Below are 19,283 nucleotides of genomic sequence, written 5' to 3' on the forward strand. Positions count from 1 at the left end.
GTGACGGTGTCGGGTGGGGTTCAGGCGAACAGCGGCGAGGCACCCTGTTCGGCGCCGCCGACGTGGGCGCGGAACAGGCCGAAGAGCTCGCGGCCCGTGCCATGGGTGTTGTGGGACAGGTCGGGTTCGGGCAGGGCGCGCGCGGCCAGCGTGGCCTCGTCCACGTCGACCTTGAGCAGGCCGCGCTCGGCGTCCAGCGTGATGAGGTCGCCGTCGCGCACGCGCGCGATCGGCCCGCCCGCCACGGCCTCGGGCGTGACGTGGATGGCCGCGGGCACCTTGCCCGAGGCGCCGGACATGCGGCCGTCGGTGACCAGGGCGACCTTGAAGCCCTTGTCCTGCAGCACGGCCAGCGGCGGCGTGAGCTTGTGCAGCTCGGGCATGCCGTTGGCGCGCGGGCCCTGGTAGCGCACCACGGCCACGAAGTCCTTCTCCAGCTCGCCGGCCTTGAACCTGGCCAGCAGCTCCTGCTGGTCGTGCACCACCACGGCGGGCGCGCGCACCACGCGGTGTTCGGGCTTCACGGCCGACACCTTGATCACGCTGCGGCCCAGGTTGCCGGTGAGCAGGCGCAGGCCGCCGTCGGCGCTGAAGGGGTCGCTCGCGGGGCGCAGCACGTTCAGGTCGGCGCTGCGCTCGGGCACGGGGCGCCAGGCCAGGCGCTCGCCGTCCAGCCAGGGCTCCAGGCCGTAGGCGTCCAGGCCCGGGCCCATCACGGTGTGCACGTCGGCGTGCAGCAGGCCGGCGCCGCGCAGCTCGCGCATCAGCACGCCCAGGCCACCGGCCGCATGGAAGTGGTTCACGTCGGCGCTGCCGTTGGGGTAGACGCGCGCCAGCAGCGGCACCACGGCCGACAGCTCGGCGAAGTCGTCCCAGTCGATCAGGATGCCGGCGGCGCGCGCCATGGCCACCAGGTGCAGGGTGTGGTTGGTGGAGCCGCCCGTGGCCAGCAGGCCGACGACGCCATTGACGATGGCCTTCTCGTCGACGATCTGCCACAGCGGCACGTAGGGCTGGCCGGTGCGCCCGCTGTTGGCCACGGCGCGCTCCACGGCGGCCTTGGTGAGGGCCTCGCGCAGCGGCGTGCCGGGGTTCACGAAGGAGCTGCCCGGCAGGTGCAGGCCCATGATCTCCATCAGCATCTGGTTGCTGTTGGCGGTGCCGTAGAACGTGCAGGTGCCGGGCGCGTGGTAGGCGCGCGCCTCCGATTCGAGCAGGGCCTCGCGGCCCACCAGACCCTGCGCGTACTGCTGGCGCACCTTGGCCTTTTCATCGTTGGACAGGCCCGAGGTCATGGGGCCGGCGGGCACGAACACCGTGGCCAGGTGGCCGAACTGCAGCGCGCCCATGAACAGGCCGGGCACGATCTTGTCGCACACGCCCAGCATGAGCGCGGCGTCGAACACGTTGTGCGAGAGCGCCACGGCGGTGGCCAGGGCGATGGTGTCGCGCGAGAACAGCGACAGCTCCATGCCGGCCTCGCCCTGGGTGATGCCGTCGCACATGGCGGGCACGCCGCCGGCCACCTGGGCGCTGGCGCCGATCTGCTGCGCGTGCCAGCGGATCAGGCTGGGGTAGCTCTCGAAAGGCTGGTGCGCCGAGAGCATGTCGTTGTAGGCGGTGACGATGCCGATGTGCGGCGCGCGCTCGGCGTGGATGCGCAGCTTGTCTTCGGCGGGCAGCGCGGCCGTGGTGTGGGCCATGTTGGCGCAGCCCAGGCCGGCGCGCTGCGTGCCGCGCGTGCGCTGCGCGGCCATGTGCTGCAGGTAGGCGCCGCGCGTGGGCGCGCTGCGTTCGGTGATGCGCCGCGTGACGCGCTCGAGGATGGGGTTGAGGTCTGTGGTGTTCATGGTCGTGGGGCGATCAGGCGAGCCACACCTGCACAGGGGTCGTGTGTTGGTGAAGGACGAGCGAGATCGGCAGCGTGTCGTCTTCGGACAGCCGGGCCTGCTGGTACACGCGCAGCTTGGCGGGGCCGATGAGGGGCAAGACCAGTTCCCGCGTGGCCAGCAGCGCGGGCAGGGTCAGGGTCAGGCGCGCGTGCGGCGCGTTCAGCGGGCGCGTCCAGGCGACGGGGCCGCTGGCGTGCAGGGCCTGGCTGAGGCCTCCCGCGTGGGGGAAGAGCGAGGCGGTGTGCCCGTCCTCGCCCATGCCGAGGATGGCGAGGTCCCAGGGCCAGGGCTGGGTGGCCAGGCGCTGGCTGGCGGCGTCGGCGAGCGCCTGCAGCGCGGCGTCGTCCAGCGTGGCGGGCAGGTCGTCGAACCAGGGCACGAAGGTGGCCGCCGCCGCGCCCTGCTGCAAGAGGTGCTCGCGCACCAGGGCGGTGTTGCTGTCGGGGTGGTCGGGCGGCACGCAGCGCTCGTCCACCAGGGTGATGCTCACGCGCGACCAGTCCAGCGGCTGCGCGCGCAGCGCATGGAACAGCGGCACTGGCGAGCGGCCGCCGGAGACCGCCAGCACCGCATGGCCGCGCCCGGCGATGGCCTGGTGCAGGCGCAGGCCGGTCCACGCGGCCAGGCGCTGCGCGAGTTCGGCGGGCGTGTTGCACGGGTGCTGGTTCATGGGCTCAGGTTTCTTCCGACCAGGTGGAGTCTTCGCGCGCCATGAGGGCGGAGGAGGCGGCCGGGCCCCAGCTGCCGGCGGCGTAGGCGCGCGGCTTCTCGCCCAGGGACTTCCAGCCCTCGATGATGGGCTCTACCCAGGTCCAGGCGGCCTCCAGTTCGTCGCGCCGCATGAAGTGCGTGAGCCGGCCCTTGATGACGTCGATGAGCAGGCGCTCGTAGGCCTCGGCGCGGCGGCCCGCCAGGGCCGACTGCAGGTCCAGGTCGAGCGCGACCGGGCGCAGCTTCATGCCGCTGCCGGGCTGCTTGGCCATCATCTGCAGCTGCACGTGTTCCTCGGGCTGCAGGCGGATCAGCAGGCGGTTCACCGGTTCGCGCGGCGCGTCGGGGAACAGCGAATAGGGCAGGGGCGCGAACTCGACCACGATCTCGCTGCGCCGCTCGGCCAGGCGCTTGCCGGTGCGCAGGAAGATGGGCACGTTGGCCCAGCGCCAGTTGTTGATGTGGGCGCGCAGCGCGACGAAGGTCTCGGTCTCGCTGGTGGCGGGGACGTTGTCCTCCTGCAGGTAGCCCACGGCGCGTTCGCCGCCCACGTTGCCGGGGCCGTACTGGCCGCGCACGGTGTCGCGCGCCACGTCGGCCACGGTCATGGGCCGCAGCGAGCGCAGCACCTTGAGTTTTTCGTCGCGCACGGCGTCGGGGTCGAGCGAGACCGGCGGCTCCATGGCCACGATGCACAGCAGCTGCAGCAGGTGGTTCTGCACCATGTCGCGCAGCGCGCCAGTGCCGTCGTAGAAGCCCGCGCGGCTGCCCACGCCCACCGACTCGGCCACCGTGATCTGCACGCTCTTGATGCTGGGGCTGCGCCACAGCGGCTCGAAGATGGCGTTGCCGAAGCGCAGCACCATGAGGTTCTGCACCGTCTCCTTGCCCAGGTAGTGGTCGATGCGGAAGGTCTGCGATTCGCTGAAGTACCGGGCCACCTCGTCGTTGATGGCGCGCGCCGAGGCCAGGTCGTGGCCCAGGGGTTTTTCCAGCACCACGCGCGAGTGCGGGTCCACCAGGCCGGCGCCGTGCAGGTTCGCGCAGATGGCGGTGAACAGCGTGGGCGCGGTGGCGAGGTAGTAGACGCGGTCCACGCCGGGCCGCAGGGCCTGGCCGAGCGCGGCGAAGTCCTCGGGGCGCGTGGCGTCGAGCGAGACGTAGACCAGCCGCTGCATGAAGCCGCGCCAGCCCGCGTCGTCCAGCGCGTCGGCGGCGATGAAGCCGCGCACCTTGTCGTCGATGAAGGCCGTGAAGGCCGCGCGGTCCCAGGCGTGGCGGCCCAGGGCGACGATGCGCGTGTCGTCCGGCAAGGTCTTGTGCAGGTGCGCCATGTAGAGCGCCGGCAGCAGCTTGCGCAGGGACAGGTCGCCCGCGCCGCCGAAGATGACGAGGTCCAGGGGCGCGTCGGGTGGGGTGCTGGTCTCCATCGTTGGGACGGGTGGCTTCACGAGTTACGAAGTGGCTCGATCATAGTGAAATAAAGTTACCAACGGGTTACCTTTGGCGGGGGTTCACAGGTGCGACCGTGTCGCACCCCGAGGGTTCCGTCAAGTCGCGGCGGTATCGGCGCGCAGGCCGTCGGCGTTGAGCCGCAGCACGCGGTCGGCGCGGCGCGCGGCGGCCTCGGCATGCGTCACCAGCACCAGCGAGGCCCCGTGTTCGCGGGTCTGGGCGCACAGCAGGTCCAGCACGCGCGTGGCGGTGGCCGGGTCCAGGTTGCCGGTGGGCTCGTCGGCCAGCACGATGGCGGGCCGGTGCACCAGGGCGCGGGCGATGGCCACGCGCTGCAGCTGCCCGCCCGAGAGCTGCGCGGGCAGGCGCGCGCCCAGGCCTTCGAGGCCGACCGCGTCCATGAGGGACTGCACGCGCGCGGGATCGGGGCGGTTCAGCAGCAGCAGGGGCAGGCCGATGTTCTGCGCCACGTCCAGGTGCGGCAGCACGTGGAAAGCCTGGAAGACGAAGCCCAGGTTCGCGCGCCGCCAATGGGCGCGGTGCGCCTCGTCGAGGGCGCCGAGCTCGCTGCCGCCATGCAACACGCGGCCTTCGCTCCAGTTGTCCAGCCCGGCCAGGCAGTTGAGCAGCGTGGACTTGCCCACGCCCGATTCGCCCACGATGGCGATGAACTCGCCGGGCTCGACCCGCAGGTCGACGTGGCGGAACACCGGTGTGTCGCCATAGAACTTGCCCAGGTTCTCGGCGATGAGGCTCATCGTGGGTTCCCCAGCCACCCGCGTACCTGCGTCAGCACCCGTTCCAGCGCATCGGGCGCGTCGGCCGCCACCACCACGCGCCTCGGCATGGAGCGCAGCCAGGTGAGCTGGCGTTTGGCCAGCTGGCGCGTGGCAAAAACGCCGCGGTCGCGCAGCTCGGCCAGCGCGGCGGCGTCGGGCGCGGGCGAGGCCTCCAGGGCGGCCCAGGCCTGGCGGTAGCCCACGCAGCGCATGGACGGCAGCTCGGCGTGCAGGTCGCCGCGCGCGCGCAGGGCGCGCACTTCGTCGAGCAGGCCGGCGGCGAGCATGGCCTCGAAACGCTCGGCGATGCGCGCGTGCAGCCAGCCGCGGTCCTGGGGTTCGAGCGAGATCAGGTGGGCTTCGTCGAGCGGGCCCGCGGGGTCGCGCGGGCGGCCTGAGTGGAAGCTGGAGAGCGGGCGGCCCGAGACCTCGAACACCTCCAGCGCTCGCTGGATGCGCTGCGCGTCGTTGGGGAACAGGCGCGCGGCAGTGGTGGGGTCCACGCGCTGCAGTTCGGCGTGCAGCGCGGGCCAGCCCTGGTTGCGGGCGCGCGCCTCGAGCGCGGCGCGCACGGCGGGGTCGGCGCCGGGCAGGTCGTCCAGCCCGTCGAGCAGGGCCTTGAAGTACAGCAGGGTGCCGCCCACCAGCAGGGCGGTGCGGCCGCGCGCGGCGATCTGCTCGATCAGGCGCGTGGCGTCGCGCGCGAAGTCGGCCGCGCTGTAGGCCTGCGCGGGATCGCGGATGTCGATCAGGTGGTGCGGCACGGCGGCCAACTCGGCCGCCGTGGGCTTGGCGGTGCCGATGTCCATGCCCCGATAGACCAGGGCCGAGTCGACGCTGACGATCTCCACCGGCCAGCGCGCGGCGATGGCCAGGGCCGCCGCCGTCTTGCCGCTGGCGGTGGGGCCGGCCAGGGCGATGCAGCGCGGCGCCGGGGGGTTCATGTGGTGGCGACTCGCGTCGGCGGCGTGTGCGGCTCGCCGTGTCGCTGCACCAGGGTCCAGGCCGTGGTGGCGATGACCACGCACCAGAACCACACGCTGTCGGTGAGCGGGCGCACCGTGCCGGCGCCCAGCGCGGGGTCGGACAGGGCCAGACTCAGCCAGCCGCCGATGCCGAAGGCCACCACCATCATGAGGAAGCCCGCCAGCGCCGAGGCCGCGCCGGCCGCCTGCGGGAAGGGCGCCACCGCGCCGCTCTGGCCGCAGGGCTGGTGCACGCCGTGGCCCAGCATGAACAGGTAGAAGGGCAGCAGCACGCTCCAGAGGCCTTGCACGCCCAGCAGGGGCAGCACGCCGATGAGCGTGCCGCCCGTGAGCGTGACGATGGCCGCCAGCCCCACCGTGCGGCGCACGCCCAGGCGCACCAGCAGGCGGCGGCAGATGAAGGTGCCCACGATGTACACCAGCGACATGGTGAACATCACGATGCCGTACTGCGTCTTGCTCAGTCCCAGCACGCCGATCAGCACGAAGGACGAGGAAGCGAGGTAGCTGAACAGGCCCGCGTAGGACGCGGTGGCCAGCAGCGTCCAGGCCCAGAAGGTGGGGTTGCGCGCGATGTGGGACCAGTTGCGCAGCAGCGGCCCCGGGCGCAGCGCGTCGGGGTTGCGGCGCGGCACGGTTTCCTGGAAGCGCCACACCAGCAGCGCCAGCGTGCCCGCGCCGAACACCGACAGCGCCAGCAGGGCCACGCGCCAGCCGTAGTGGTCGGACAGCAGGCCGCCCAGGGGCGCGCTGCAGCAGGCGATCACGCCCAGGCCGGTGAGGCCCTTGCTCATCACGCGGGCGCCCTCGCTGGGCGCGTACAGGTCGCGCACGATGGCGCGCGCGCACATCACGGCCGAGCCCATGGCCACGCCCTGCAGCGTGCGCCAGGCGATGAGCTGGTCCATGGACTGGGAGAAGGCCCCGCCGGTGGTGGCGGCCATGTACAGCAGCATGCCGCCGATCAGGATGGGGCGGCGGCCGAAGCGGTCCGACAGCGGCCCCCACACCAGCTGCGAGACCCCGAAGGCCAGCAGCAGCGCGGTGAGGGTGAACTGGGCCTGCGCCACGCTGGCGCCGAAGCCCTGGGTGAGCGTGGGCAGGGCGGGCAGGTAGAGGTCGGTCGTAACGGGCTGGATGCCCAGCAGCAGCGTGAGCACGAGCACGACCAGGCCCGGCGACATGGCGGAGGAGGGGGCGGACATCCAATCGAGGGTAGCAGATGCCCGCGCTGGCCCGGGTACTGCAGCGACCCGTGCCGCATCAGGTGGTCGAACCGAGAGGTACCACGGAACCGGCTCTGCCGGGCCGTTGGTACCGCCCCCTTGAGGGGGCGCGCGCAGCGCGGCGGGGGTGTTTCGCGTCAGCGCGCGACGAGGCGGATGCTGTCGTCCAGGCCGAAGAGCTCGGCCAGGGCCGCGCGGTACTGCGCCTGGCCCACCGAGTTGGTGTTGTGGTGCGAGCCGCCCTCCACCAGCACGAAGCGCTTGGGGCCCTTGGCGGCCTCGAACAGGCGCTGGCCGAGCTCGGGCTTGATGAGCTGGTCGGCGCTGCCGTGCACCACCAGCAGGGGCGAGCCGATGTCGGGCACGCGCTGCAGGGAGTCGAAGCGCTGTGTGATGAGGGGCGAGAGCGGCAGCCAGCCCCACTTGAAGGTGCTGACCACGTCGGGGATGGAGGTGAAGGTGCCTTCCACCAGCGTGCCCTTCTCGTCGTTCACCTGTGTGGCGAGCTGGATGGCGATGGCGCCGCCCAGCGAGTGGCCGAAGATGTAGCGCGGCCGCTCGGGGTAGCGCCGGGCGAGCCAGTCCCAGGCGGCGCGCGCGTCCTCGTAGGCGCTGCGCTCCGAGGGCAGGCGGTTGGTGCTCTGGCCGAAGCCGCGGTAGTCGATGCCCAGCACCGAGAAGCCCAACTCTTCCATGCGGCGCATGCGGAAGGCCGAACCGGTGACGTTCCAGCGCGCGCCGTGCAGGTACAGCAGCACCGGGGCCCGGGGGTTGGCGGCGAAGTTCTCGTGCGGCGCCCACAGGCCGTGCAGGCGCACGTCCTCCTTGTCCTGGGCCGAATGGAAATCGATCCACACGTCTTCCATGGACTCGGCGGCGTAGGCGCCGCCGCTCCAGGCGCGGTCGGAGGGCTGGAAGATCCAGACGCGCTGCTTCTCGTCCAGCGTGGCGCAGCCGGCCAGGAGGGCCAGGGCGGTGGCGAGGCTCAACAGCAGACGGGTCATGACCGGGGAACAGAGGCGCGGCGCGCCACAAAAGTTCATCTGGCTGGGGTAAGTCCCAGGCAAGCAAGGTCGGTGCCGGGTCTGGCGCGGCGGGGCCTACCTTCCGCGCAGGAACAGGGCGTCGAGTTCGCGCAGGCCGAGCTGGCGCCAGGTGGGGCGGCCGTGGTTGCACTGGTCGCTGCGCTCGGTGACTTCCATCTGGCGCAGCAGGGCGTTCATCTCGTCCAGGGTCAGGCGGCGGTTGGCGCGCACCGCGCCGTGGCAGGCCATGGTGGCCAGCAGCTCGTGCTCGGCGCGCTGCAGCACGTGGCTGGCCTCGTGCTGGGCCAGCTCGGCGAGCACGCTGCGCGCGAGCTCCACGGGGTCGCCCTGGGCCAGGGTGGTGGGCACGGCGCGCACCGCCAGGGTGCGCGCGGACAGCGGCGCCACGTCCAGGCCCAGCGCGGCCAGCGCCTCGGCCCGGCTTTCGGCGGTGGCGGTCTCCTCGGGCGTGGCCGCGAAGGTGGCGGGAATCAGCAGCGGCTGGCTGGCCAGCGCGCGCTCGGCCAGCTGGCGCTTGAGCCGCTCGTAGACGATGCGCTCGTGCGCGGCGTGCATGTCCACGATCACCAGGCCCTGGGCGTTCTCGGCCAGGATGTAGATGCCTTGCAGCTGGGCGATGGCGCGGCCCAGGGGCCAGTCGCCGTCGGGCAGGGGCGTGTGGGTGGCCGCCTCGGCGGCCCCGGGGCGGGTTGCCGGCGCCCAGCCGCCATCGGCCGGGTGCGGCGGGCGGGTGGTGGCCGAGCTGAAGGGGCCGGCCGGCGCCGCGGCGGCGCCCCACAGCGCCGACACGTCGCTCACCCGGTGGCCCGGCTCGGGCTCGCGCGGCGGGAAGCTGAAGCCGGCCTGGCGGCCAGGCGGTGTCCAGGCGGGCGCTGGGGCTGCGGGCGCCGCGGCGGCGCCGGGCGCCGACTCCAGCGCCTGGCCGGCGCGCGGCACGGCCAGGGCCGATTCCACCGCCTGCTGCACCGCGTGGTGCACCTCGCGGCTGTCGCGGAACCGCACCTCGATCTTGGTCGGGTGCACGTTCACGTCCACGCGCTCGGGCGCGATCTCCACGAACAGCGCGTAGACCGGCTGGCGCTGGCCGTGCAGCACGTCGTCGAAGGCGGCGCGCACCGCGTGCGCGATGACCTTGTCGCGCACGAAGCGGCCGTTGACGTAGGCGAACTGCTGGTCGGCGCGCGCGCGCGCCGCGTCGGGGATGCCGGCGAAGCCGCTGACGCGCAGGCCGCGCGCGTCGGAGCCGTCGGCGGGCCACATCAGGGGCACGGCGCGCTCGATGAAATCGTCGCCCAGGACGTCGGCCAGGCGCCGCGCGATGCCGTCCAGGCCCGGCAGCGGCACGGCGCGCCACTGCGCCGCCAGCCTGCCCTCGTGCCAGATGGCGAAACCCACGTCGGGCCGCGCCAGCGCGTGGCGGCGCACGGCCTCGATGCAGTGGGCGAGCTCGGTGTTGTCGGACTTGAGGAACTTGCGCCGCGCGGGCGTGGCGTAGAACAGCTCGCGCACTTCGATGGAGGTGCCGCGCGAGCGCGCGCCGGGCGCCAGCTCGCCGCTGCGGGCCTCCAACTGCCAGGCGTGGCCCTCGCCCTCGGTGCGCGAGAGCAGGCCCATCTCGGCCACCGAGGCGATGGCGGCCAGCGCCTCGCCGCGAAAGCCCATGGTGCCCACCGATTCGAGCTCGGCCAGGCTGGCGATCTTGCTGGTGGCGTGGCGCTTCAGGGCCTGCGGCAGTTCGGCGCGCGGGATGCCGATGCCGTCGTCCTCCACCGCGATCAGCCGCACGCCGCCGCCGAGCAGGCGCACGGTGATCTGCGTGGCGCCGGCGTCCAGCGCGTTGTCCACCAGCTCGCGCACCACCGAGGCCGGCCGCTCCACCACCTCGCCCGCGGCGATCTGGCTGATCAGCTCATCGGGCAGTTCGCGGATGGGGCGGCGCGGGGGCGGAGAAGTCATCGCAGGATTGTAGGAAGCCGCGCCGATAATGCCCGCCCATGGAACTGATCACCTTCCTCATCGACTTCATCCTGCACGTCGACCAGCACCTGCAAGCCTTCGTGCAGACCTATGGCATGTGGGTGTACGCGCTGCTGTTCCTCATCATCTTCACCGAGACGGGCGTGGTGGTCATGCCCTTCCTGCCGGGCGACTCGCTGCTGTTCGTGGTGGGCACGCTGTGCGGCGCCGGACTCATGAGCCTGCCGCTGGCCATGGCGCTGCTGGTCGTGGCGGCCATCCTGGGCGACCAGACCAACTACTCCATCGGCCGCTACTTCGGGCCCAAGGTCTTCCAGTGGGAGAAGTCGCGCCTGTTCAACAAGGACGCCTTCAACCAGGCGCACGCCTTCTACGAGCGCTACGGCGGCATCACCATCATCCTGGCGCGCTTCATGCCCTTCATCCGCACCTTCGCGCCCTTCGTGGCCGGCGTGGCCGAGATGACGCGCGCCAAGTTCACCGCCTACAACGTGATCGGCGCGCTGATCTGGGTGATCGGCCTGGTGGGCGCGGGCTACCTGTTCGGCAACCTGCCCTGGGTGCAGGCCAACCTGAGCAAGATCATCTGGGCGCTGATCCTCGTGCCGGGTCTGATCGCCATCGTGGGCGCCTGGCGCGCCCGGCGCCAGGCCGAGCGCGACATCGCCGCCCGCTGAGGCGGGCCGTGCCTCAGGCGGCCACGGTCCGGTGCAGCACCGGCGTTTCGGGCACCGGGTAGCCGGCCGCGCCGAAGGTGCTCACGATGGCGCGGTGCGTGTCGAAGTAGACCTGCCAGTAGTGGTCGGTGTGGGTGTAGGGGCGCACGCACAGCAGCGGGCCTTCGGGCGTGAACTGCAGGATCTCCACGTCGGGCGCGGGCGCGGCCTTCACGTTGGGGATGGCGGCCACCGCCGTGCGCAGGCGCTGCATGGCGTCGTTCACGTCCACGCCGTTGGCCACCTTGGCCACGCAGTCCACGCGGCGGAAGGCCTCGGTGCTGTAGTTCTGGATGTTGTCGCCGAAGGCCTTGTTGTTGCCCACGATGGTGGTCACGTTGTCCGGCGTGAGGATGGTGGTGGCGAACAGTCCCAGCTCCTTGACCGTGCCCGTGACGCCGCCCGCGCTGATGAAGTCGCCCACCTTGTAGGGCCGCAGCACCTGCAGGAAGATGCCCGCCGCGAAGTTGGCCAGCATGCCGCTCCAGGCTGCGCCGATGGCCAGGCCCGCGCCCGCCAGCAGGGCCGCGAAGGAGGTGGTGCGGATGCCGAAGATGTCCAGGATGGCCATGATCAGCACCACGGTGAGCAGCACCGACAGGATGGACTTGAGGTAGCGGATCAGCGTCATGTCGATGCGGCCGCCGCGCTCCATGGCCACGCCGATCAGGCGCACCGCGATGCCGATCAGCCAGCGCCCGATGACCCAGGCCGCGATCGCGCCCAGCACCTTCAGGCCGAAGTCGGCCCCCTGCGTGACGATGAAGTTCCAGATGACTTCCGTGTTCATAATGGCTCCTGCCTTCCCGGTGGTTGATGGTTCCCTCGCGGCCATGCCGCGGTCCCGAAGGTAGCGCTGCGCACCGATGAAAAACACGAATCCCCTGCCCGAAGTCAACATCTCCGAAGACGGCGAGGTCCGTTTCCTGCACCTGGGCACCGAATGGGTCCAGGGCTCCATGCTGCTCGACGCGCCCTTCGACATCGAGCTGGACTACGTGCAGCGCATGATGGCCTGGCTGCTGTTCGTCGAGCCCGACTCGGTGGCGGGCCGCCGCGCGCTGCAGCTCGGCCTGGGCTCGGCCGCGCTCACCAAGTTCAGCCACAAGCGGCTGCGCATGGACACCACCGCGATCGAGATCAACCCCCAAGTGGTGGCGGTGTGCCGCCGCTGGTTCAAGCTGCCGCCCGACGGCGCGCGCCTGCGCGTGCTGATGGGCGACGCCGGCGAAGTGATCCGCCGCGACGAGCACCGCGCGCGCTACGACGCGCTGCAGGTCGACCTGTACGACCACGAGGCCGCCGCGCCCGTGCTCGACTCGGCCGGCTTCTACGCCGACTGCCGCGACGCGCTCACCGACGAAGGCTGCCTCACGGTCAACCTCTTCGGCCGCGACTCGAGCTACGCGCGCTCGCTGGCCAGCCTGGCCGAAGCCTTCGGCGAAGACGCGGTCTGGGCCTTCCGGCCCACGCGCGAAGGCAATACCGTGGTGCTGGCCCAGCGCCACGCCTCGCGCCCTTCGCGGCTGGAGCTGCTGGCGCGCGCCGAGGCCGTGCAGCAGCGCTGGGGCCTGCCCGCCGTCAAGTGGATGCGCCTGTTCAAACCCGTTCGCGAATAAGCATGAAGACCGCCTCCGCTCCCGCCGCCGCGACCACCGCCCCCAACGGCCCGCTCGACTGGCGGCTGGTGCTGCGCTGGCTGAAGGAGGACGGTGTCATCGGCGAAGACGAGGCGCGCCGCACCGAGGCGCGCATCTCGTCCGCCCACAGCGCGCAGCACCCCCTGCAGCGCCTGGCCGTGGTGGGCATGGCGCGCGCGGCCGACGGCCATGTGCTCGACGCCGAGGCCCTCACGCAATGGCTGGCGCAGCGCTGCGGCCTCACGTACCTGCGCATCGACCCGCTGAAGGTGGAGGTGGGCAAGGTGGCCGACGTGATGAGCGCAGCCTACGCCGAGCGCCACAAGGTGCTGCCCGTGCAGGTGGGGCCGGCCGAGGTGGTGGTGGCCACGGCCGAGCCCTTCATCACCGACTGGGTGGGCGAGGTCGAGCGCCAGACGCGCAAGACCGTGCGCCTGGTGCTCTCCAGCCCGGCCGAGATCACGCGCTACACGGCCGAGTTCTTCGCGCTCGCCAAGTCGGTGCGCGCGGCCAGCAAGACCGGCGGCGCCGCGGGCTTCCAGAGCTTCGAGCAGTTGGTGGAGCTGGGCAAGGGCAACAAGCAGATCGACGCCAACGACCAGGGCGTGGTGCAGGTGGTGGACTGGCTGTGGCAGTACGCCTTCGACCAGCGCGCCAGCGACATCCACCTGGAGCCGCGCCGCGAGCAGGGCGTGATCCGCTTTCGCATCGATGGCGTGCTGCACCCGGTGTACCAGTTGCCGCTGGGCGTGATGAACGCGATGACCGCGCGCATCAAGCTGCTGGGTCGCATGGACGTGGTGGAGCGGCGCCGGCCGCAGGACGGCCGCATCAAGACGCTCAAGCCCGGCGTGGGCGGGGCCAAGGGCGACGAGGTGGAGATGCGCCTGTCCACTCTGCCCACGGCCTTCGGCGAGAAGCTGGTGATGCGCATCTTCGACCCCGAGTCGACGGTGAAGGACCTCGCGGCGCTGGGCTTCAGCACGCACGATGCCACGCGCTGGGAAGGCCTCACGCGCCGGCCGCACGGCATCGTGCTGGTGACGGGACCCACGGGCTCGGGCAAGACCACCACGCTGTACGCCACGCTCAAGCGCCTGGCCACGGAAGAGGTGAACGTGAGCACGGTGGAGGACCCGATCGAGATGATCGAGCCGGCCTTCAACCAGACGCAGGTGCAGCCGCACCTGGACCTGGATTTCGCCCAGGGCCTGCGCGCGCTGATGCGGCAGGACCCGGACATCATCATGGTGGGCGAGATCCGCGACCTGGCCACCGCCGAGATGGCGGTGCAGGCGGCGCTCACCGGCCACCTGGTGTTCTCCACGCTGCACACCAATGACGCGCCCTCGGCGGTGATGCGGCTCATGGAGCTCGGCATTCCGCCGTACCTCATCAACGCCACGGTGCTGGGCGTGCTGGCCCAGCGCCTGGTGCGCACCCTGTGTCCCGCCTGCAAGACGCGGGTCGAGAAGGACGAGGCGGCCCAGGCGCGCGAGCAGCTGGCCGATCTGGTGAAGCCCTGGCAGATCACGGGCGGCTACCGGCCCTACCAGCCGGTGGGCTGTGTGGACTGCCGCATGACCGGTTTTCGCGGGCGCATGGGCCTGTACGAACTGCTCACCGTCAGCGAGGCCTTCAAGAACCAGGTCATCCGCGAGCCGCGGCTGGAGGCCCTGCGGGCGCAGGCGGTCACGGACGGCATGCGGCCGCTGCGCCTGGCCGGCGCCGCGCGCGTGGCCGAGGGGCTGACCACGCTGGACGAGGTGCTGGCCTGCACGCCGCCGGTGCAATAGCCCACGCTCCCCGGCGCCCATGGGCCGGGATCGATAATCCGGGGCTTCATGTCGCGCGCCGCCCCCCACCCCCACCTGGCCTCCGGCCTCACCCTCGCCATCCTCGGCTCCATCGCCTTCAGCGGCAAGGCCATCATCGTCAAGCTGGCGTACCGCTACGGCGTCGACGCGGTCACGCTCATCATGTACCGCATGCTGTTCGCGCTGCCGCTGTTCCTGGCGCTCACCTGGTGGTCCACCCACCGCCCCGGCCTGGCGAAAAAGCCCGAACCCCTGACGCGGCGCGACTGGCTCGGCGTGCTCGGCCTCGGCCTCACCGGCTACTACCTCGCCAGCTTCCTGGACTTCTGGGGCCTGGAGTACATCACCGCCAGCCTCGAGCGCCTGATCCTCTACCTCAACCCCACCCTGGTGCTGCTGCTTGGCTGGCTGCTGTACCGGCGCCGCATCGGCGCGCTGCAGGCCATCGCCATGGCCGTGAGCTACGCCGGCGTGCTGCTGGTCTTCGGGCACGAGCTGGGCGAGCAGGGCCCCAATGCCGCCCTCGGCGCCTTCCTGGTGTTCGCCAGCGCCATCAGCTACGCCATCTACCTCGTCTACAGCGGCGAACTCGTCAAGCGCCTGGGCTCCACGCGCCTGGTGGGCCTGGCCACCAGCGTGGCCTGCGTGCTGTGCATCGCGCAGTTTCTGCTGCTGCGTCCGCTGTCGGCCGCCACGGTGGCGCCCGAGGTCATCTGGCTGTCGCTGCTCAACGCCACCCTGTGCACCTTCGCACCGGTGCTCATGGTGATGATGGCCATCGAGCGCATCGGCCCCGGCCTGGCCGCGCAGACCGGGATGCTCGGCCCCATGTCGACCATCCTCATGGGCGTGTTCATTCTGGGCGAACCTTTCAACGGCTGGATCGTCGTGGGCACGGTGCTCGTGCTCGCGGGCGTGTTCCTGGTGACGCGCTTCGGCGCGCCCCCGGCGGCGGCCAAACCCATCGACACGGGAGATTGATCGACATGGATCTGGGCATCAAAGGCAAATGGGCGCTGGTCGGCGGCGCGAGCAAGGGCCTGGGGCTGGGCTGCGCGCAGGCGCTGGCCGCCGAGGGCGTGAACCTGGTGATGGTGGCGCGTGGCGCCGAGGCCTTGCAGGCCGCGGCGCAGGCCATCCGCGCCGCGCACCCGGGCGTGGTGGCCTTGCCGGTGTCGGCCGACATCACCACCCCGGAGGGTCGCGCGGCGGCCTTCGGCGTGGCCGGCGGCCCGGGCAAGGCCTTCGACATCGTGGTCACCAATGCCGGTGGCCCGCCGCCCGGCGACTTCCGCCAGTGGGACCGCGACACCTGGATTGCCGCGCTGGACGCCAACATGCTCGCGCCGATCGAACTCATCAAGGCCACGGTGGACGGCATGGCCGAGCGCGGCTTCGGGCGCATCGTCAACATCACCTCGGGCGCGGTGAAGGCGCCGCTGCAGGTGCTGGGCCTGTCCAACGGCGCGCGCTCCGGTCTCACGGGCTTCGTCGCGGGCCTCGCGCGCAGCGAGATCGCCGCGCGCGGGGTGACCATCAACAACCTGCTGCCCGGCGCCTTCGAGACCGACCGCCTGCGCACCACGCTCGACGGCCTGGCGCAGAAGCAGGGCACGAGCTACGAGGCCATCGCCGATGGCCGCCGCCAGGGCGTGCCCGCCAAGCGCTTCGGCGAGCCGGCCGAGTTCGGGGCGATCTGTGCCTTCCTGTGCAGCGCGCAGGCGGGCTACATCACGGGGCAGAACGTGCTGGCCGACGGCGGCGCTTATCCGGGCACGTTCTGAGCGCGGCCGCGCTCAGCGCTTCGCGCGCGGCGTCGACACCAGGATGCCACCCACGATCAGCGCGAAGCCCAGCGCGTGGTGCCAGCGCGGCGGCTCGCCCAGCATCGCGGCCGACAGCACGGCCGCGAACAGCGGCGTGAGGTTGGTGAAGAAGCTGGCCATGGCGGGCCCCACGCGCGCCACGCCCGCGCCCCAGCAGCGGTAGGCCAGCACCGAGGGGAACAGGGCGAAGTAGGCCAGGGCGGCCACCAGCGGCCAGCCCCAGCGGATGTGCAGATCGGCCGGCGGCAGGTAAACCCATTCGAGCGCCGCCAGGCCGCCCGACCAGACAAGGCCCAGCGCCACCTGGGCCATCAGGAAGGCGGCCCAGTCGCCTTTGATGTCGGGCGGATCGCCGCCCTCGGGCGGGCGCACCAGCAGCCAGCTGTACCAGGACCAGACCAGAGCGGCCAGCAGGATCCAGCCATCGCCCGGCACGAGCTGCACGGCCAGCAGGCGGGCCAGGCTGCCGCCCGACAGCACCACGGCCACGCCGCAGAGCGAGAGCGCGGCGCCGGCGGCCGCGCGGCGCGACACCGGCACCCCATAGAGCAGCCGCCCCACGAGCAGCATCCACACCGGCATGCTGGCGGCCACCAGGGTCACGTTCAGGGGCGTGGACGTGCGCAGCGCGAGGTACTGCAGCGCGTTGTAGCTGCCCACGCCCAGCGCGCCGAGCAGCGCGAAGCGCCGCCAGTTCGGCCACAGGCTGCTGCCCGGGCGCAGCACCCAGGCGGCCAGGGGCAGCAGCACCAGCAGCGCCAGCGCCCAGCGCATGAAGTTGAGCGTGCTCGGCGGAACGGTCTGGTTCATCAGCCGTCCCACCACCGCGTTGCCGGCCCAGAACAGCGGCGGCAGAACGAGCAGGGCGACGGTGGACGGCGTCAACCGGCCGTTGGATGCAGCGGACATGGGGCGCGACTGTAGCAAGCGGGCGAAAACCTGCCCTGGCGCGGGGCCGCCCGGGCGCCGGCGCGGAGACGGCGGAGGAATCGTGGCAGCATCGCCCCCGACCGAACCCCAACGAGGAGACCCCATGAGCACCAGCAGCCGCGCCGTCCGCATCCACGCCACCGGCGGCCCCGAGCAACTCGTGATCGACACCGTGGCGGTGGGCGAGCCCGGCCCGGGCGAGATCCGCATCCGCCACCACGCGATCGGCCTGAACTTCATCGACGTGTACCAGCGCACGGGCCTGTACCCCTTTCCCCTGCCGTTGTCGCTGGGCATGGAGGGCGCGGGCGTGGTGGAAGCCGTGGGCGAGGGCGTGACGCACCTGAAGGTGGGCGACCGCGCGGCCTACGCGGCCAACCCGCCCGGCAGCTACAGCGACGTGCGCGTGATGCCGGCGATGAACGTGTGCAAGCTGCCCGATGCCATTCCATTCGAGACCGGCGCGGCCATGATGCTCAAGGGCTTGACCGCGCAGTACCTGCTGCGCCGCTGCAAGCCGGTGGAGGGCCTGGAAGCGGGCGACTTCGTGCTGTTCCACGCCGCGGCCGGCGGTGTCGGCCTGATCGCTTGCCAGTGGGCCAAGGCCCTGGGCCTGCGCCTGATCGCCACGGCGGGGTCGGCCGAGAAGTGCCAGCTGGCGCTGGACCACGGGGCCGAGCACGCCATCAACTACCGCACCGAGGACTTCGCCGCGCGGGTGAAGGCCATCACCGGCGGGCAGGGCGTGAAGGTGGTGTACGACTCGGTGGGCAAGGACACCTGGGACAAGTCGCTGGACTGCCTGCGGCCCTTCGGCCTGATGGTGAGCTTTGGCAACGCCTCGGGGCCGGTGCCGCCGTTCGCGCCCGGCATCCTGGCGGCCAAGGGCTCGATCTACGTGACGCGCCAGACCCTGTTCACGCACATCAACAACCGCGAGCGCACGCAGCAGATGGCCGACGAGTTGTTCCAGGTGGTGGCGAGCGGCCAGGTGAAGATCCGCATCGACCAGCGCTTCGCGCTGACCGATGTGAAGAAGGCCCACGAGAGCCTGGAAGCCCGCGCGACGACGGGCTGCACCGTGCTGCTGCCCTGAGCGTTCAGGCCGCCCGGGCCTCTCGCACGGGCGCGATGCGCTGCAGCGCGGCCTGCAGCCGCGCCACCGTGGCCGGCACGTCGTGCCACTTGTCCAGGCCGAACAGGCCGAGGCGGAAGGTCTTGAAGTCCGGGCCTTCGTCGCATTGCAGCGGCACGCCGGCGGCGGTCTGCAGGCCCAGGGCCAGGAAGGCCTTGCTCGATTGCACCTCGGCGTCGGTGGTGTGGCTCACCACCACGCCCGGGGCCTTGAAGCCCTCGGCCGCCACGCTGGGAAAGCCGTGGTGCTCCACCAGCTGGCGAACGGCCTGGCCGAGCGCGATCTGCTCCTCGCGCACGCGCGCGAAGCCGTAGGCCTCGGTCTCCAGCATGGTGGCGTGCAAACGCGCCAGCGCGTCCGTGGGCAGGGTGGCGTGGTAGGCGTGGCCGCCACCTTCGTAGGCTTCCATGATCTGCAGCCACTTCTTCAGGTCCATGGCGAAGCTGCTGCTCTGCGTGGCGTCGATGGCGCGGCGCGCGCGCTCGCTGAGCATCACCATCGCGCAGCAGGGCGAGCTGCTCCAGCCCTTCTGCGGCGCGCTGACCAGCACGTCCACGCCGGTGGCCTTCATGTCCACCCACATCGCGCCCGAAGCGATGCAGTCGAGCACGAACAGGCCGCCCACGGCGTGCACCGCCTCGGCCACGGCCTTCAGGTAGCCGTCGGGCAGGATCATGCCGGCCGCGGTTTCCACGTGCGGAGCGAACACCAGCGCCGGCTTCTCGCGCGCGATGGTGGCCACCACCTCGTCGATCGGGGCGGGCGCCCAGGGGGCCTGCGGGCCCTTGTGCTGCGGGCGCGCCTTCATCACGGTGTGGCTCGCGGGGATCGCGCCCATGTCGAAGATCTGGGTCCAGCGGTAGCTGAACCAGCCGTTGCGGATGACCAGCACGTGTTTTCCGTGCGCGAATTGCCGCGCCACCGATTCCATGCCGAAGGTGCCGCTGCCGGGCACCAGCACGGCAGCGTGCGCGCCGTACACGCGCTTGAGCAGGGACGAGATGCCGGTCATCACGCCCTGGAAGCGCTTGGACATGTGGTTGAGCGCGCGGTCGGTGTAGACCACCGAGAACTCGTACAGGCCGTCGGGGTCGACGTCGGGCAGCAGGCCGGGCATGGGGGTCTCCTCGGATGACGAATGAGCGGG

The 19,283-nt window shown here is 71.7% G+C and carries 17 protein-coding genes; 6 read left to right on the top strand and 11 right to left on the bottom strand.

The genetic code is table 11. The features are described 5' to 3' along the window. Positions 1–20: 20 nt before the first annotated feature. The 8 genes from edd to mutL all read right to left on the bottom strand — a co-directional run bounded on the left by edd (position 21) and on the right by mutL (position 10,051). Positions 21–1,850, bottom strand: a complete 1,830-nt coding sequence (edd, locus tag SOM08_RS07300; protein WP_116960622.1) for a phosphogluconate dehydratase — start codon at positions 1,848–1,850, stop codon at positions 21–23. A gap of 13 nt (positions 1,851–1,863) precedes the next feature. Beyond that, on the bottom strand, positions 1,864–2,562 hold the full coding sequence (pgl, locus tag SOM08_RS07305) for a 6-phosphogluconolactonase (RefSeq protein ID WP_116960621.1): 699 nt from the start codon (positions 2,560–2,562) through the stop codon (positions 1,864–1,866). A 4-nt stretch (positions 2,563–2,566) separates the two neighbouring features. After that, positions 2,567–4,033, bottom strand: coding sequence for a glucose-6-phosphate dehydrogenase (gene zwf, locus SOM08_RS07310; RefSeq protein ID WP_116960620.1), 1,467 nt, complete (start codon positions 4,031–4,033; stop codon positions 2,567–2,569). Between the two features lie 120 nt (positions 4,034–4,153). After that, entirely contained in the window at positions 4,154–4,816 is a 663-nt protein-coding gene (locus SOM08_RS07315) for an ABC transporter ATP-binding protein (RefSeq protein WP_322470413.1), read from the bottom strand. After that, a complete protein-coding gene (miaA, locus tag SOM08_RS07320) occupies positions 4,813–5,781 on the bottom strand; it encodes a tRNA (adenosine(37)-N6)-dimethylallyltransferase MiaA (protein WP_322470414.1) in 969 nt (322 codons plus the stop codon). Before miaA ends, SOM08_RS07315 begins: the two co-directional genes overlap by 4 nt. Beyond that, a complete protein-coding gene (locus SOM08_RS07325; RefSeq protein ID WP_322470415.1) occupies positions 5,778–7,028 on the bottom strand; it encodes a multidrug effflux MFS transporter in 1,251 nt (416 codons plus the stop codon). Before SOM08_RS07325 ends, miaA begins: the two co-directional genes overlap by 4 nt. A gap of 158 nt (positions 7,029–7,186) precedes the next feature. After that, positions 7,187–8,053, bottom strand: coding sequence for an alpha/beta hydrolase (locus SOM08_RS07330; protein ID WP_116960616.1), 867 nt, complete (start codon positions 8,051–8,053; stop codon positions 7,187–7,189). 96 nt (positions 8,054–8,149) lie between these two features. Further along, the gene (gene mutL, locus SOM08_RS07335; RefSeq protein WP_116960615.1) at positions 8,150–10,051 is read right to left on the bottom strand and encodes a DNA mismatch repair endonuclease MutL; all 1,902 of its coding nucleotides are present in this window, start codon (positions 10,049–10,051) and stop codon (positions 8,150–8,152) included. Positions 10,052–10,089: 38 nt separating this feature from the next. Between mutL and SOM08_RS07340 the strand changes: the two genes are divergently transcribed. After that, positions 10,090–10,749, top strand: coding sequence for a DedA family protein (locus SOM08_RS07340; protein WP_116960614.1), 660 nt, complete (start codon positions 10,090–10,092; stop codon positions 10,747–10,749). 13 nt (positions 10,750–10,762) lie between these two features. Here SOM08_RS07340 and SOM08_RS07345 read toward each other — a convergent pair whose 3' ends face one another. After that, on the bottom strand, positions 10,763–11,578 hold the full coding sequence (locus SOM08_RS07345) for a mechanosensitive ion channel family protein (RefSeq protein ID WP_116960613.1): 816 nt from the start codon (positions 11,576–11,578) through the stop codon (positions 10,763–10,765). 76 nt (positions 11,579–11,654) lie between these two features. Here SOM08_RS07345 and SOM08_RS07350 point away from each other — a divergent pair, with 76 nt between their 5' ends. Genes SOM08_RS07350 through SOM08_RS07365 form a run of 4 tightly spaced genes read left to right on the top strand, consistent with a single transcriptional unit; the run spans position 11,655 to position 16,029 of the window. Next, positions 11,655–12,407, top strand: coding sequence for a spermidine synthase (locus SOM08_RS07350; protein ID WP_116960612.1), 753 nt, complete (start codon positions 11,655–11,657; stop codon positions 12,405–12,407). 2 nt (positions 12,408–12,409) lie between these two features. Beyond that, complete coding sequence (locus tag SOM08_RS07355; RefSeq protein WP_116960611.1) at positions 12,410–14,224, top strand: GspE/PulE family protein; 1,815 nt, start codon at positions 12,410–12,412, stop codon at positions 14,222–14,224. 48 nt (positions 14,225–14,272) lie between these two features. Further along, on the top strand, positions 14,273–15,226 hold the full coding sequence (locus tag SOM08_RS07360) for a DMT family transporter (RefSeq protein ID WP_116960610.1): 954 nt from the start codon (positions 14,273–14,275) through the stop codon (positions 15,224–15,226). A gap of 5 nt (positions 15,227–15,231) precedes the next feature. Then, positions 15,232–16,029, top strand: coding sequence for an SDR family oxidoreductase (locus SOM08_RS07365; RefSeq protein ID WP_322470416.1), 798 nt, complete (start codon positions 15,232–15,234; stop codon positions 16,027–16,029). A gap of 12 nt (positions 16,030–16,041) precedes the next feature. Here SOM08_RS07365 and SOM08_RS07370 read toward each other — a convergent pair whose 3' ends face one another. Continuing rightward, positions 16,042–16,980: a DMT family transporter gene (locus SOM08_RS07370; RefSeq protein ID WP_116960609.1), complete on the bottom strand. Its 939-nt coding sequence runs from the start codon at positions 16,978–16,980 to the stop codon at positions 16,042–16,044. Positions 16,981–17,104: 124 nt separating this feature from the next. Between SOM08_RS07370 and SOM08_RS07375 the strand changes: the two genes are divergently transcribed. Then, positions 17,105–18,097: a quinone oxidoreductase family protein gene (locus SOM08_RS07375; protein WP_116960608.1), complete on the top strand. Its 993-nt coding sequence runs from the start codon at positions 17,105–17,107 to the stop codon at positions 18,095–18,097. 4 nt (positions 18,098–18,101) lie between these two features. On the opposite strand, the gene SOM08_RS07380 is transcribed toward SOM08_RS07375, so the two are convergent. Next, positions 18,102–19,253, bottom strand: a complete 1,152-nt coding sequence (locus SOM08_RS07380; RefSeq protein WP_116960607.1) for an aminotransferase class V-fold PLP-dependent enzyme — start codon at positions 19,251–19,253, stop codon at positions 18,102–18,104. Between the last annotated feature and the right edge of the window lie 30 nt (positions 19,254–19,283).

Origin of the sequence: Hydrogenophaga sp. SNF1 (genome assembly GCF_034421675.1) — a bacterium.
Taxonomy (GTDB): domain Bacteria; phylum Pseudomonadota; class Gammaproteobacteria; order Burkholderiales; family Burkholderiaceae_C; genus Hydrogenophaga; species Hydrogenophaga borbori.